Annotated in this window: 15 protein-coding genes; 7 read left to right on the forward strand and 8 right to left on the reverse strand. The window is 60.9% G+C overall.

All coding sequences use genetic code 11. The annotated features are described in order from the left end of the window. Positions 1–1,150: tyrosine--tRNA ligase (gene tyrS / locus RIFP1SYM_RS07940; protein ID WP_039960036.1), on the reverse strand; the 1,150-nt coding region annotated here is incomplete at its 3' end. Between the two features lie 162 nt (positions 1,151–1,312). Here tyrS and RIFP1SYM_RS07945 point away from each other — a divergent pair. Together RIFP1SYM_RS07945 and RIFP1SYM_RS07950 are read left to right on the forward strand one after the other, a co-directional pair. Continuing rightward, on the forward strand, positions 1,313–2,809 hold the full coding sequence (locus RIFP1SYM_RS07945; RefSeq protein ID WP_139042096.1) for an OapA family protein: 1,497 nt from the start codon (positions 1,313–1,315) through the stop codon (positions 2,807–2,809). Then, positions 2,799–3,911: an anhydro-N-acetylmuramic acid kinase gene (locus RIFP1SYM_RS07950; RefSeq protein ID WP_005961667.1), complete on the forward strand. Its 1,113-nt coding sequence runs from the start codon at positions 2,799–2,801 to the stop codon at positions 3,909–3,911. Before RIFP1SYM_RS07945 ends, RIFP1SYM_RS07950 begins: the two co-directional genes overlap by 11 nt. A 63-nt stretch (positions 3,912–3,974) precedes the next feature. Here the strand turns inward: RIFP1SYM_RS07950 and erpA are convergent, their stop codons facing one another. From erpA to argC, 4 genes are all read right to left on the reverse strand, one after another. After that, a complete protein-coding gene (erpA, locus tag RIFP1SYM_RS07955) occupies positions 3,975–4,328 on the reverse strand; it encodes an iron-sulfur cluster insertion protein ErpA (protein WP_005961669.1) in 354 nt (117 codons plus the stop codon). A 108-nt stretch (positions 4,329–4,436) separates the two neighbouring features. Next, entirely contained in the window at positions 4,437–4,874 is a 438-nt protein-coding gene (locus RIFP1SYM_RS07960; RefSeq protein ID WP_005961671.1) for a bactofilin family protein, read from the reverse strand. Between the two features lie 29 nt (positions 4,875–4,903). After that, complete coding sequence (locus RIFP1SYM_RS07965) at positions 4,904–5,626, reverse strand: DUF6776 family protein (RefSeq protein ID WP_005961673.1); 723 nt, start codon at positions 5,624–5,626, stop codon at positions 4,904–4,906. Between the two features lie 6 nt (positions 5,627–5,632). After that, positions 5,633–6,664, reverse strand: a complete 1,032-nt coding sequence (argC, locus tag RIFP1SYM_RS07970; RefSeq protein WP_039960038.1) for an N-acetyl-gamma-glutamyl-phosphate reductase — start codon at positions 6,662–6,664, stop codon at positions 5,633–5,635. A gap of 169 nt (positions 6,665–6,833) precedes the next feature. Here argC and RIFP1SYM_RS07975 point away from each other — a divergent pair, with 169 nt between their 5' ends. Beyond that, positions 6,834–7,520: a DUF4126 domain-containing protein gene (locus RIFP1SYM_RS07975; protein ID WP_005961677.1), complete on the forward strand. Its 687-nt coding sequence runs from the start codon at positions 6,834–6,836 to the stop codon at positions 7,518–7,520. 15 nt (positions 7,521–7,535) lie between these two features. Here the strand turns inward: RIFP1SYM_RS07975 and RIFP1SYM_RS07980 are convergent, their stop codons facing one another. From RIFP1SYM_RS07980 to RIFP1SYM_RS07990, 3 genes are all read right to left on the reverse strand, one after another. After that, positions 7,536–8,732 carry a protoporphyrinogen/coproporphyrinogen oxidase gene (locus RIFP1SYM_RS07980; protein WP_006475075.1) on the reverse strand — a complete coding sequence of 399 codons (1,197 nt, stop codon included), beginning with the start codon at positions 8,730–8,732 and terminating at the stop codon, positions 7,536–7,538. A gap of 146 nt (positions 8,733–8,878) precedes the next feature. After that, entirely contained in the window at positions 8,879–9,250 is a 372-nt protein-coding gene (locus RIFP1SYM_RS07985; RefSeq protein ID WP_006475076.1) for a HesB/IscA family protein, read from the reverse strand. A 133-nt stretch (positions 9,251–9,383) separates the two neighbouring features. Beyond that, on the reverse strand, positions 9,384–9,860 hold the full coding sequence (locus tag RIFP1SYM_RS07990; protein ID WP_005961683.1) for a DUF5063 domain-containing protein: 477 nt from the start codon (positions 9,858–9,860) through the stop codon (positions 9,384–9,386). Between the two features lie 213 nt (positions 9,861–10,073). Between RIFP1SYM_RS07990 and thiD the strand changes: the two genes are divergently transcribed. From thiD to RIFP1SYM_RS08010, 4 genes are all read left to right on the forward strand, one after another. Then, positions 10,074–10,859 (forward strand): bifunctional hydroxymethylpyrimidine kinase/phosphomethylpyrimidine kinase, encoded by a 786-nt coding sequence (gene thiD, locus RIFP1SYM_RS07995; protein WP_006475078.1) that lies wholly within the window; start codon positions 10,074–10,076, stop codon positions 10,857–10,859. Beyond that, positions 10,852–11,499, forward strand: coding sequence for a thiamine phosphate synthase (gene thiE / locus RIFP1SYM_RS08000; RefSeq protein WP_005961688.1), 648 nt, complete (start codon positions 10,852–10,854; stop codon positions 11,497–11,499). Before thiD ends, thiE begins: the two co-directional genes overlap by 8 nt. Next, positions 11,496–12,779, forward strand: coding sequence for a glutamate-1-semialdehyde 2,1-aminomutase (gene hemL, locus RIFP1SYM_RS08005; protein ID WP_005961690.1), 1,284 nt, complete (start codon positions 11,496–11,498; stop codon positions 12,777–12,779). Before thiE ends, hemL begins: the two co-directional genes overlap by 4 nt. Positions 12,780–12,898: 119 nt before the next feature. Further along, complete coding sequence (locus tag RIFP1SYM_RS08010; protein WP_005961692.1) at positions 12,899–14,905, forward strand: bifunctional DedA family/phosphatase PAP2 family protein; 2,007 nt, start codon at positions 12,899–12,901, stop codon at positions 14,903–14,905. The last annotated feature ends 153 nt before the right edge of the window (positions 14,906–15,058 follow it).

Below are 15,058 nucleotides of genomic sequence, written 5' to 3' on the forward strand. Positions count from 1 at the left end.
CAAACCCTTCGCCCGACTCAAGGCGCAACTTGGTATCGCCAATCTTCTCTCCGTCGATCTTTACTGCGCCCTGCTTGATCATGCGCATCGCCTCCGAGGTACTCTTCACCAGGCCGACATCTCTGAGCAGATTGGCGATCGGCAGGCCCTCACCAGCCGACAGCTCAAACTCCGGCATTTCATCCGGAATCTGCCCCTTTTGGAAACGCGAAACAAACGTTTGGTGCGCCGCCTCCGCCGCCGCCTCATCATGAAAGCGACCGACCAGCTCTTTTGCCAATAGAATCTTTACATCCCTGGGATTGAGGCCCTGTTCAATCTCTAGCCGCCATGATTCTATCTCTGACATCGGCCTGAAGCTCAGCAATTCCAGATAGCGCCACATCAGATCATCAGAGATCGACATGATCTTGCCGAACATATCCTCCGGCGCATCGGTGATGCCGATGTAGTTGCCAAGCGACTTGGACATCTTCTGCACCCCGTCCAGCCCCTCGAGGATTGGCATGGTCAGAATCACCTGCTGCTCCTGACCGTATTGCCGCTGCAACTCCCGCCCCACCAGCAGATTGAACTTCTGGTCAGTACCACCGAGCTCTACATCGGCCTTCAGCGCCACAGAGTCATAACCCTGTACTAATGGATAGAGAAACTCGTGGATCGCGATCGATTGCCCGGAACTGTAACGCTTACTGAAATCATCCCGCTCCAGCATCCGCGCGACATTATACTTGCCGGCCAGCTGGATCAGGTCAGCGGCCCGCATCTCCCCCATCCAGGAGGAGTTAAAGACAATCGTCGTCCGCTCCGGATCAAGGATCTTGAAGATCTGGTGCTCGTAGGTCTGAGCATTCTCCAGCACCTGCTCCCGAGTCAGGGCAGGCCGGGTCGCGCTCTTACCTGTCGGATCGCCGATCATCGCAGTGAAATCGCCAACCAGGAACAACACCTCATGACCCAGCTCCTGAAACTGGCGCAGCTTATTCACCAATACCGTGTGCCCGATATGCAGATCCGGCGCCGTCGGATCAAATCCCGCCTTCACTCGCAGTGGCTTACCCCTCTTCAGCTTTTCAACCAGCAGATCTTCCGGCAGCACCTCATCGGTACCCCGCAAAATAGTTTCCAGCGCCGCATCTATATCCGCCATCAAGCCCACCTAGAAAGTCAAATAATTGGCCGCCAACTCTACTAAAATGATTCCCAAAATATAAGTTTAGCGAACCGTGCCCAACAACCTCACTTGCCCCGGCCCGATGCTTTCTTGTATTTTTCCCAAATTATCCATCTCATCACGCCTCAATTCAGGCCTATGCGCGATTTCAAAAATTTCCGCTTGGAAAGCCGGCGCTCTCGCCGATCTCCGCTTCTGCGACTGCTTGTTGGCGGCGCAATCCTGATTGCCGCAGGCGTCGGCCTTCTACTCTGGCAAGTTAGCGGGGGCCAGCCAGCGCCAGCGCCAGCGCCAGCGCCAGCGCCAGCGCCCAGCGCACCACAGCCCGACAGCAATATCCAGAAGAAACCCAGCAGGCAGATCACTCTGCCGCTTAAGCTGCCCGACCTGGGGGATGAAAGCAGCTCGACCACCCTGCCAGCACCACCTCCCACCGCCAAGCCCAGGCGGAGCGAGCAACCCGCCGCACAGCCCAGCACAACCACCCGTACCAAGAGCATCGTCACTCAAGCACCTGCACTGGATCGGGAGAGTCTCAGCTGGAGCAACCACACCATCCGTTCCGGCGATACCCTCTCAAGCATCTTTTCCGAACAGGCGCTCAGTCCGACCCTGCTGCACCGTATCGTCAACTCATCAAAAACCGCCAAGCAACTCACCCACATCAAGCCGGGAGAGACCCTGCGAATCGGCCGCGACAGCAGCAACGCATTCCGCTCGCTGATCCTCGATCACGACCGCATCAACAGCCTGATTATCGAAATTGAAGGTGACAGCTTCAGCGCCCGCACAGATACCAAACAGGTGGAGCGCCGCACCACCCATCGCAGCGCCACCATCCAGGACTCACTCTATCTGAGCGCCAAACAGGCAGGACTGCCGGAATCAGTGATCATGGAGCTGGCCAATATCTTCGGCTGGGACATCGATTTCGCTCTGGAGATCCGCAGTGGCGACCACTTCAGCGTGATCTGGGAGGAGGAGTTCCTGAACGGCGACAAACTGCGCGACGGCGCCATCCTCGCCGCCGAGTTCGTCAATCAGGGGCGCCGTTATCGCGCCCTGCGTTATACCGACGAGAGCGGCCACTCCGACTACTTCACCCCGGAGGGGCGCAGCATGCGCAAGGCCTTCCTGCGCGCACCGGTGGATTTCCGCCGCATCTCCTCCCGCTTCACCAGGGCCCGCTGGCATCCGGTACTCGGCAAAAAACGCCCGCATCGCGGCGTCGACTACTCCGCCAAGATCGGCACTCCAATCAAGGCCGCCGGCGACGGCAAAATCATCCACCGCGGCCGCAAGGGTGGTTATGGCCGCACCGTCATCATCCAGCACGGGCAACGCTACACCACGCTCTATGCTCATCTCTCCCGCTACAATAAAAAGGCGAAGAGTGGCAGCCGGGTAAAACAGGGGCAGATCATCGGCTATGTGGGCAAGAGCGGGCTCGCCACCGGGCCACACCTGCACTACGAATTTCGTGTCAACGGCGTCCACCGCAACCCGCTGACCGTCAAACTCCCCGCCGCCCAGCCGATCGCAAAAAAGTACCGCGCCGATTTCGAAATGAAGAGCCTGGATCTCCTGGCTCAGCTGGAGACTCTCAGCCGCACAATGCTCGCGGATGCCAACTGAGGCGCTCTATATCGGCCTGATGTCGGGCACCAGCATGGATGGCATCGACGCCGTGCTGGTCGACCTGGCCGGCGCGGCCCCAAGTCTACGCGCCAGCCACAGCCACCCCTATCCTGACAAACTGCGGACAGAACTGGCCGCGCTGACCACCCCGGGCGAGAATGAGATCGACCGGATGGGCCAGCTCGACATTCGCGTCGGTCGCTGTTTTGCCGAAGCGGTGAATGCCCTGCTCGAGGTGAGCAACTGCCCGACCGAATCGATCACCGCAATTGGCAGCCATGGCCAGACCATCCGCCACCGCCCCGGCTTCACTGTGCCGTTTACCCTGCAGATCGGCGACCCTAACACCATCAGCCAGGGCACCGGCATCACTACGGTGGCAGATTTTCGCCGCCGCGACATGGCGGCAGGTGGCGAGGGGGCCCCGCTGGTCCCCGCCTTTCATGAAGTGGTGCTGCGAAGCCACCAACGCAACAGGGTAATCCTCAACCTCGGCGGCATCGCCAACATCACCTGGCTACCCGCCGACCCTGCGGCCACGATTGTGGGCTTCGATACCGGCCCAGCCAACGTGCTGCTCGACCAGTGGATCGAACATCAGCTTGGGAAGTGCTATGACCAGGACGGCGCCCTGGCAGCCAGCGGCAGAGTCGACCAAAAACTGTTGAACCAACTCTTGCAGGAGCCCTATTTTCAACGCGATCTGCCGAAAAGCACTGGCACAGACCATTTCAATCTGACATGGCTGGAAGCTCATCCGCAAGCACATGAGCTATCAGTGGAAACAGTACAGAGCACCCTAGTCGAGCTCACAGCAGTCAGCGTGACGCAAGCGGTGACGCGTCACTGCCCCCAAGCCAATGAGATGTTGGTGTGCGGCGGCGGTGTGCACAACCGTTTTCTGCTCTCCCGGTTGCGTGCCCACGCAGGCCGCATGAAGGTCACCAGTACCGCCGATGTCGGCGTGGATCCGGACTGGATCGAGGCCACCGCCTTTGCCTGGCTCGCCCAGCGCACCCTGAAACAGCTGCCCGGCAACCTCCCAAGCGTCACTGGCGCGAGTCAGCCGGTGATCCTGGGCGGCATCTACCCTGCCTGATCCGACAGATTTCAAGCACAAAAAAGGGCGCCGAAGCGCCCATTTTGCAGCCTGAATCCAGGCTCAAACAGAGAAGGAAGAACCGCAGCCACAAGTGGTGCTGGCGTTGGGGTTGCGAATCACAAACTGGGAGCCCTGCAGCCCCTCAGTGTAATCCACCTCGGCCCCGCCCAGGTACTGCATGCTCATCGGATCAATCAGCAAGGTCACCCCGTCGGTTACCACCTTAGCATCCCCCTCGCCTTCATTCTCATCGAAGCTGAAGCCGTACTGAAAACCGGAACAGCCTCCACCCTGGATATAGATGCGCAACATCAGATCCGGGTTGCCCTCCTCTTTGATCAGCTCAGAGACCTTGGCGGCAGCGGCCGAAGTAAAGACCAAAAGAGATTCATTGCTTGCTTCTACGGTACCCATCTTCGATAACCTACCATTCGCTTAGCCGGAGCACCGGCACGTGAGACAATGACGGAAGTATGCTTTAACCAAGGATTTCAATCAAGTATTTGGGATCTGCAGGCCTTCTCAGGAACTCGCCGACAACTCATCTCCCGACAGTTCATCCTGATCGACCGCAGGCTCATCATAGCCAAGCCGGCGCGGCTCTGCGTCCTGCGAATGCACCAGTTGGCCATTCACCTCCGCACCCATCGACATCTCCAACAGATCATAGCAGACCGTGCCGGTCACCCGCGCCTTGGGCGCCAGTTCCACCCGATTGCTGGCAAACACATCACCGATCACCCTGCCATTCAGCATCAGGTTGGTGACCCGCACATCCCCCTCAATGGTGCCAGATTCACTCACTGTCAGGGCCGCCTTCTCACCCCCTTCCGAGGTGACATTGCCCTTGATGGTGCCGTCAATGTGGAGACCGCCACTAAAGGTCACGTCACCCAGGATGTGGGTGCCTTTACCGATTACTGTGGCTATCTTGGGGGCTCGAAATCGTGGTCTTCTCATTACCGTACCTCGGAATATCTATTTCTATCTCAGGAAACTGGCGACCAGGGATAACTCTCACTGACTGGCGCCAGCCGCTTACCGCTGGGTTTCACCTCGATGATCAGCCGGGCCGGCTCGAAACCCTCGGGCAGGCGCAACACACCCTCTATATTCTGAAAGTAGCGAAAACGCATCTTGATGCTCGCACTACTTTTGTCCGCGAGTGCATCCAGGTTGTAGGTGGCTACCTTGCCATCCTGCACCCCCTCAACGCTGATCAGAATCCGCCCTTTGGCGACCTGACCATTCTTCAGCACCTGGCTAACCGTAAACTTGTAATTAAATTGCCCAGCCTCCAGCCCCGGCTCAAGCTTAAAGCCCTGCACCTTGAGCCCCTCTTTTTTCTTGCTGGTGGAGACGATGCCACGCAGGAAGACCAGCTCCTCCTCCATCTTCAATCGCTCATCCTGCAACGCCTCGATCTCCGCTTTGACCGACGCCAACGCTTTCTTGTCAACCTGTGCCGCCTGCTCCGCCATGGTCAGCTGGCGGCGCAAATCATTGCGCTCCGCCTCAACCACGGCCAGCTGCTGCTGCATCTCAGCATGTGTCTGAAGCGTCTCTGACGAGAGCCGCTCACCGCCCAACTGATAACCGCCCCAGCCGGCGGCAGCAAGCAACATCAGCACTAGCAACACCCCCCAGGTTCGTCCGATCGACGTTTTGTTTGCGACGATCTTCGGTGAACTGAATCTCTCTTTAGCTTTCATAGCCCCTCACGGCAGCAACGCGACTTGCTCAAGACCCGCATCCTCTGCCAACCCAAACATCAGATTCATATTTTGTACCGCCTGACCCGCAGCTCCCTTGACCAGATTATCGATCACCGTGGAGATCACCACCACATCACCATCCAACGGCCGATGCACCGCGATCCGGCAGTGGTTCACCCCACGTACGCTGCGGGTCTCAGGGTGTGATCCCGCCGGCATCACATCGACAAACGGCTCGTCGGCGTAGCGTTTTTCGAAAAGCGCCTGCAGATCCACCGAGACATCCTTCAGCCGGGCATAAAGCGTCGCCTCGATGCCCCGGATCATCGGTACCAGATGAGGCACAAAGGTCAACCCCACATCGCCCCCCGACGCCCGCATCAGGGTCTGGCGAATCTCCGGCTGATGACGATGCCCAGGGATCGCATAGGCCTTGAAGCTCTCACCGGTCTCGCCCATCAGGGCGGCGACACTGGCGCCACGACCCGCGCCGCTAACACCCGACTTGGTGTCAGCAACCAGATGATCCAGCTCGATCAGCCCCTGCTCCACCAGAGGCAGGAAGCCCAATCCCACCGCAGTAGGATAACAGCCGGGATTAGCCACCAAGCGTGCCTGCTTCACAGCTTCACGGTTCACCTCGGGCAGACCATAGACCGCCTCGGCGAGCCGTTCAGGACAAGCGTGCTGCATGCCGTACCACTTTTCCCAGAGCGCCTGGTCGCTGATCCGGAAATCGGCGGCCAGATCGATCACCCGGACACCGGCCTCCAGCAGCTCAGGTACCTGCTGCATGGCGATGCCATTGGGGGTGGCGAAGAACACCAGATCGCAGCTCGCAAGTAGCGCCGGATCGGGTTCGGTGAAGGCTAGATCTAGATGCCCGCGCAGATTGGGAAACAGATCTGCCACCGGACGCCCGGCCTCGGAACGAGAGGTAATCACCACCACCTGGACTGCCGAATGATTCACCAGCAGGCGCAGCAGCTCCACTCCGGTATAGCCCGTCCCCCCAACGATACCCACCTTGATCATAGCCACCTGCGCCCTCTCTACGATTATTACAGAGCTCGCCATCATACGGAGAGGAGAAAAAAATCGGAAGTGTGCAACCAGTTTGGCCGGGCATTTCCCCAGTGGCGTTGGAAAGACCGCCACCATCCCCCATAGTAAAGAGATGGGCGATACGACACGGATCATCTAAATGGAAACCATCGAGATACTGGCATTAACACTCGGCGCCGGCTGGGCCGCGGGCATCAATCTCTACGCCGCAGTCTTTATGCTAGGTTATCTGGGGGCAACCGGAGACATAATACTGCCACCAGGGCTGGAGGTGCTGTCTGACCCGCTGGTGATGGGGGTAGCAGGCATCATGTACTGCATCGAGTTCTTTGCCGACAAGACCCCCGGCGTCGATACCGGTTGGGACGTGCTGCACACCTTTGTGCGCATCCCCGCCGGCGCCATCCTGGCCGCCGGGGCCGCCAGCGGCTTCGAGGTGTCGGAAGCGGCACAACTGGCTGCAGCGCTTGCCGGCGGCACCCTGGCGGCCGGCAGCCACCTGACCAAGGCCAGCTCCCGGGTACTGATCAACACCTCACCAGAACCCGTCACCAACTGGGCCGCATCGATTGCAGAGGATCTAGTGGTGATCGGCGGCCTCTGGACCGCACTCCATTATCCGCTGACCTTCCTCGTCCTGCTGGCACTCTTTATCCTGCTCGTCGCCTGGCTGCTACCGAAGATCTGGCGGACCCTGAAAAAGCTCATACATCGGCTAGGCGAGCTGTTCCGCCGAAAGGGAAGGGACGTAGAGCCACGCCGTCGGAAGGATATCCTGCAACAGCTCTACCACGATGCCGGCGAAAAGGGGGATCGATCGGGCTGAGCCGAAACAAATTGCTCAACCTAGCAACCGCGCCGCCTCGGCAGCCGAACGCTGTAGACTGTCCTCAATCGAAACCCCAGCAAACCAGTTGCCGGTAAGCGCCAACGAATCACCCGCCAACAGACGGTCCACCGTCTCGATGATCCCGGCATGCCCCAACCTCAGCGCCGGTAAACGATTTTGATGGGCGACCTGATCGAGCAGCGCAGCCCGCTCGACCCCCAACACCTGGCAGATCTGCTGCACCTTCCCCTCATCATCGAGCACTCCGGGGTGGAAGTGAAAGGTGAAGGCACGATAATTGGGATCGGGGACCGGATCCCGGGAGACCGCCGAATAGAAATCCCCATCCCGCCCGATGATACCGGCCACCGGCTCCAGACTCAGGCTCTCCGCCTTCAGCAGCACCGCCAGTGACTCGACCTCTGCCATCTGCACCGCTCCAATCTGTTCGGCCAGCTCAGGCCGCAACTGCCGTAACAGTTTGGCCGCCTGATCCGGGGCGATCGCCAGCGCCAGTTTGCGGGCAGCGAAACGCGAGCCATCAGCTGTCTCGACCTGAAACCCCTCTGCACTCTGTTCGATCCGCACCACCGGCTGGTCACAACGCAGATCCAGACCCGCGGCAACTATGCCATCGATAAAACTCTGCACCCCGCGGGGCCCGGTATAGCTGCGCAGGATCTCCTTGCGCCTGGATTTCTTGCGGAACAGACTCTCGGCAGGAATATCATCCGCCGGCTGACAGGCCACCGCATCCAACGCTGGGCCGAGAAAACGCTGGTAGTTATGCCGCCCGATGATGCCGCCAAAATAGTCCCGCACACTGCGCCCCGCCTTCTTCGACAACAGGAGCCGTAGCGGCACAGCAGAAAGCTCCAACCAGTTGAACTGCGAGGCGATCGACTTGATGGCGTTGCCAACCCAGAGCCGATAGGGTTGTTTCTGCTTCGCCTGCAGACTCTGCAACTGTCCTGACTGCTCCAGCATCTGCAGCAGATTGCCGTAGCTGTTGTAGCAAGTATGCGCGCCCAACTCTGCCCACACTGCACCTTCGGGCCGCTCAAAACAGTGGCTGCGCAGACAGCCACCCGGCTGCCTCGAGGCCTCCAGCACCAGCGCCTGCAAGCCCCGGTTGCGGGCAAAATGAGCCATCCCCAGACCACTAATGCCGCCGCCTATCACCACCAGATCGATCAACTTGCCACTCATTGCCATTCGCTCCTGATTCAACGCTCGGCAAGCATAGGGGGCGACTTCAGCCCATGCAATCCGTCACCCCAACTTTTCTTTAGGCATAAAAAAACCTGCAGGGCAAATGCCATGCAGGCTTTTCCGACAACCGAGTGCTAACCCAATCAGCCGCACCCACCACCTTGAGAAGAGCCGCAGGAGCCACAACCACTGCCGCCCACCGGCTGCATGTTATTGAAGACGAAGCTCTGATTGCCGTCACCACGATCAACGAAGTCGATCTCCACGCCGCGCAGATACTGCATGGTACCGTCGTCCACGATGACCTTGAAGCCTTCGCATGCCAGCACGCCGTCGTTGTCGTTGATGGCATCGCTGAAGGTCATACCGAAACTGACACCGCTGCAGCCGCCTGGGGTGGCAAATACCCGGACGCCTTCGATATTGTCCTCAACCTGCTGAAACAGCTCGCCCATCTTCTCCTGGGCAATCGCGGTCAGAGTCAGGTCACTCTCTGTCAGGGTATTCATACTCATGCCGGATCTCCTAAAAAATTCGATAAAGGTCGGGGAGTCTAGCAAGGATCGCTCGGCAAATCATCCAAAACCCAGCAAGCCGGCGGGTTATGGCGCGTTAGAGTCCTATCCGGCACTCCCGCTCAGAGCCAACTCAGAGGTCGATCTGATAGCTTGAGCGCAGCTCGTACAGATGGCGTTGCGCATCGATCAGATGCCGCCCCCAGTGGAGATGGTAACCGACGCGCAGCCCCTCCAGAGCCTGTGACGGTTCGCCCTCCATCAGGTTGAGCCCCTCCTTGAGCTCGCAGTAGATATCGGTCAGGTCATCCGCCAAACTGCCGCTCTTCGACTGGCCATCTTCGGCCACATCGAACTCCAGCCAATAGCTGTCTTTTTCACCCAACAGACTGCGCAACTTGCTGTAGAACTCAAAACGGGCATCCAGGTCGACCCGAGTATGGCGTTTACTCACCAGACCGACAGTCCCCAGCGCCGAGACCGCGGCATGCAGCCGAGGCAACAGCGCCGCCACCAGCTCAATCCACTGCTCATCGATATACTCCACGGTCTCGACCATCTCGCAGTAGTCACGCGCGACATTAGCCAGCTCTCTATGTTGTGGACTCATAGAATTCCCTCCCTCTCAGTGGCCCAAAGCCAGACTTCTGCCCAGGCCAACTCCGCTAGAACTTCAACAGGACAGGTAAGCCCCCTGCCTGATAAAACGGTTTTAGTAATTAGGCAGTGTAGCAGGCAGTACCCCGCTGACCAGCCAAACGGCCACTCGGCGAAGATTCCAGTATACAATCCGCCGATGCACACTCTCCCTCCCAAAATCCCAGTGATACTAGCGATTGGCGGCCACGACCCCGGCGGAGGTGCCGGCATCCAGGCCGACATCGAAGCGGTCGCTGCCAACGGCTGCCACTGCACCAGCGCGATCACCTGCATCACCTTTCAGGACAGCTGCAACGTGCAGGCGCTAGCCCCGCTGCCCGCCCAACAGGTGCTCGCCCAGGTCGAGGCGGTACTGGCGGACTGCCGGGTTAGGGCGATCAAGATCGGCCTGATCGGCAGCGTCGAGATCACCGAGGCGCTGGCCGGGCTGCTCGAATCCCACCCACAGATCCCGCTGGTGCTCGACCCGGTACTGGCCGCCGGCGGTGGCACTCCGCTCGCGGGACAGCTGCTGCTGGAAACGATCCGCCAGCGGCTGCTGCCGCTGACCACCCTGATCACCCCCAACAGCCCGGAGGCGCGACGTCTCGCCGACGGCCCGCAGACACTGGAGCAGTGTGCAACGCAGCTGTTGCAGCAAGGCAGCCAGGGAGTGCTGATCACCGGCACCCACGAGGCCGATGAGCAGGTGATCAACACTCTCTACCTCGCCGACGGTCGCCGCCAGCGCTCCAATTGGCAGCGGCTGCCCGGCGAATATCACGGCTCCGGCTGTACCCTGGCCGCCGCTGTCGCCGCCGGGCTGGCGCAGGGGAAGTCGCTGGAAGATGCGGTCAACGCTGCTCTCACGTTCACCTGGCAAAGCTTGGCCCAGGGCTTCCGTAGCGGCCGCTGCCAATCCCTGCCCAACCGGCTCTATCGACTGGAAAGAGGTTTCAAGCATGACTAGGGACGATCGATTGCGCGGTCTTTATGCCATCACCGATCCCAAGCTGGGGGGCGAACTGCCGCTGCCACAACAGGTCGAACAGGCCCTGCAGGGCGGCGCCCGGGTGATCCAATATCGCGACAAGGGCGATGATCCGGTGCGCCGCCTGGCCGAGGCACAGACACTAGCCGGCTGCTGCCACCGACACAACGCCCTGTTACTAATCAATGATGATGTGGCGCTGGCCCTGGCCAGCGGCGCCGACGGCGTACATCTGGGCCGTAACGATGCCGACATCGAGCAGGCCCGCGCCCAACTCGGTGAGTGCGCCATCATCGGCGTCTCCTGCTACAACCAGCTACAGCTGGCGCAACAGGCCAGCGCAGCCGGGGCCGATTATGTCGCCTTCGGCCGCTTCTTCCCCTCACAGACAAAACCCGGAGCGGTGCAGGCCGAGCCACTGCTGCTGCGCCAGGCACGCCACGAGATCGACCTGCCGCTGGTTGCCATCGGCGGCATTACGCCGGAGAATGGCCGGCCATTAATAGATGCAGGCGCCGACATGCTGGCAGTGATCCACGCCATCTTCGGCCAGCCCGACATCAAAACCGCCTGCCAGGCCTTTCAATCCCTATTCCAAGCGGAGGATTCACCCACATGAGCAGCTCCCACGACCTCTTTGCCCAGGCCCAGCAACACATCCCCGGCGGCGTCAACTCGCCGGTGCGGGCGTTTCGTGGCGTGGGGGGTGACCCGGTATTTATCGACTGCGCCGCCGGCCCCTATATCTTCGACCCGGAGGGCAAACGCTACATCGACTATGTGGGCTCCTGGGGGCCGATGATCCTCGGCCACGCCCACCACGAGGTGATCGAGGCCGTCGCCGCCATCATCAGCAAGGGACTGAGCTTCGGCGCCCCCACCGAGCTGGAGACCCGCATGGCCGACAAGGTCTGCGAGCTAGTGCCGAGCATGGACATGGTGCGCATGGTCAGCTCCGGCACCGAGGCGACCATGTCGGCAATCCGCCTCGCCCGCGGTTACACCGGCCGCGACAAGATCATCAAATTCGAGGGCTGCTACCACGGTCACTCCGACTCGCTGCTGGTGAAGGCCGGTTCCGGCATGCTGACCCTGGGCGAGCCCAGCTCACCCGGCGTGCCCGCGGCCTTAGCCGAGCACACGCTGACCCTCAGCTACAATGACAGCGAACAGGTCAAAGAGACCTTCGAGCTAATCGGCGACGAGATCGCCTGCATCATCGTCGAGCCGGTGGCCGGCAACATGAACTGCATCCCGCCGCAGCCTGGCTTCCTCGAGACCCTGCGCGAACTCTGCGACCAGCACGGCACTGTGCTGATCTTCGACGAGGTAATGACTGGCTTTCGCGTGGCACTGGGTGGCGTGCAAGGCCTCTACGGCATCAGCCCCGACCTGACCACACTAGGCAAGGTAATCGGCGGCGGCATGCCGGTGGGCGCCTTCGGCGGCAAGCGTGAGATCATGGAGCAGATTGCCCCCCTCGGTCCGGTTTACCAGGCCGGCACCCTCTCCGGCAACCCGGTGGCCATGACCGCCGGGCTGAAAACTCTGGAGCTGATCGCCGAGCCCGGCTTCTTCGACGCCCTCTCCGCCAAGGTCGAGACCCTGGTCAACGGCATCATGGCTCAGGCCCATTTTGCCGGTATCCCGCTGGCGGAGAACCATGTCGGCGGCATGTTCGGTCTGTTCTTCACCGATGCCGACAAGGTCAGCGACTTCGCTGGCGCCACCGCCTGCGATCAGGAGCGCTTCAAGGCCTTCTACCACGCCATGCTGAAGCGCGGCATCTACCTCGCCCCCTCCTCTTATGAAGCAGGCTTTGTCTCCGCCGCCCACTCCGACGAGGATATCCAGAACACCATCGAGGCCGCCGCAGAGGCTTTCACCGAGATCGCCTGACCGCCGTGGGTGTGGTGAGCCTATGAACCGCATCGGTTGCGTTCGGCAATCCAGCTCCTCGATCGATGCGCTTCGTTCCTCACCGCACCCTACACAGGCTCTGGCTATAATCCCTCGCCATGGGTGAGTATCTCCAGCTGGTTATCGATTGGGTCGCCCAGCACAGCCTCTGGGCCGGCTGGCTGGTGTTCCTGGTGGCGTTTGCCGAATCGGTGGCGATTCTCGGTCTGCTAGTGCCGGGGGTGGTATTGATGTTCGGCTTCGGCGCGCTGATCGCCAACGGTGCGCTGACCTTCTGGCCGGTGTTCGGCTGGGCAGTGGCCGGCGCAGTAGCCGGGGATAGCCTGAGCTTCTGGCTGGGGCACCGCTACCAGACGCACCTCTACCAGCTCTGGCCCTTCCGCCGCCACCCCCGGTCGCTGCAGCAGGGGGTGCATTTTTTCGAGCGATATGGCGGCAAGAGCGTCGCCTTCGGGCGCTTTTTCGGCCCAGTGCGGGCAGTAATCCCACTGGTGGCGGGGATGCTGAAGATGCCCCCCTGGCGCTTCCTCATCGCCAATCTGCTCTCGGCACTGGTCTGGGCCCCTGCCTATCTGCTGCCGGGCATCGTGTTCGGCGCCTCGCTGGAGCTGGCCTCAGAGGTCGCCTTCCGCCTGGTGGCCTGGCTGCTGATCTTCGCCGCCGCGCTGTGGATCGTTCTCATCGTCTCGCGGGGAATCTTCCGCCTGCTGCAACCCCACACCAGCCGCATCGTTCAGGCACTCCTGCAGTGGGGACGTGCCCATCGCGGTTTCGCTGAGATCGCCGCCGCTCTGGGCGATCCGGATCACCCTGAGTCACGGGGGCTGGCGATACTGGCCAGCCTGCTGTTGCTGAGCACACTGCTGTTTCTGCTGCTCTCCGGGCTGATCACTAGCGGCGGCCTATTCGACGGGCCTGACCTCGCCATCCACAGCGCCCTGCAGAGCCTGCGCACCCCCTGGGCCGACAGCCTGATGGTCTACCTCACCCGCCTCGGCGACCTGCCGCTGATACTGGGTTTTGCCCTGGCGGTGGCTGCGCTACTGGCATTGCAGGGCAACTGGCGGGCACTCGGCTACTGGGGGGCGGCGCTAGGCTTCGGATTGCTGATGCCGATGCTGCTGAAATATGGCCTGCGTGTACCGCGCCCCGAGCCGCGCATCGAGGGGCTCAGCCCTTGGGCCTTCCCCAGCGCCCATGTGCTGCGCAGCCTGACCCTCTACGGCTTCTTCGCGGTGATGATTGCGCGCACCCTCTACCGGGAGTGGCGCTGGATCCCCTACAGCCTGGTGACGCTACTGGTCTTCGCAGTGGCGCTGTCACGACTCTATCTGGGTGTGCACTGGCTGAGCGACATAATCGGTAGTCTGCTGCTCGGGCTGGCCTGGATCTCGGCACTGGGGCTTGCCTACCACCGCCATTTGGCGGCGGAGACCCATGCCAACCGCTTCATGTTCGCCTCCGCTCTGGCACTGAGCACGCTCTTCGCCATCGACAGCTGGCAGAACCACTCTGAAAAACTGCAGCGCTACCAGCCGCTACCAGCCACTGAGGTGATCAGCCAAGCTGAGTGGCTGGCCGATGATGGCAGCCTAATCCCCCGGCAACGCCATGATATCCGTGCCCGATTGGACCACCCGCTCAATCTGCAGCTGATCGGCGATCCGGCGCAGCTGCTGGATCAGCTGCAGGCACAGGGCTGGCGACCAGCCACAAGGTTAGACTGGGGCAATGCGCTGCAGCTGCTCTCCCCCTCGCTACCACTGCAGCAGCTGCCGCTGCTGCCCCAGGTGCACGATGGCCGGCACGAGTCGATCAGCTGGGAGAGGCCGCTGCCAGAGGGCGGACGACTGGTGCTGCGGCTCTGGTCGAGCCATTTTCGGGTCGCGCCGGACGACCGGCCGCTCTGGATCGGCAACGTTTCGCAGCAGATCCGGCCCGATCTGGCAGGGCTGCTCAGCCTGCCGCAGACCGATAGCGATTTCCTCAACCCGCTCAGGATCTTAGAGCAGGATCTCGGCCCCATCAAAGCGCTCGAATCCCATCGCAACGAGGCACTGCTGCGATTGATACTACCGAACACCCACCGGACTCCATCGCAATAACACCAAGCAATGGGTTCAACTACAGCCAAGCCATGCCGACAACCTCGGATAGTTGAATCTATACTTAATTTCAGGCCAGGCTGGGCGACCGGGCAGGTTGGCCGCCCCTTCGCAAAGCCAACGCCAAACCAGCGTCAGGAAGTATGAAACGCA

This window comes from endosymbiont of Riftia pachyptila (vent Ph05) (assembly GCF_000224455.1).
Lineage (GTDB): Bacteria > Pseudomonadota > Gammaproteobacteria > Chromatiales > Chromatiaceae > Endoriftia > Endoriftia persephonae.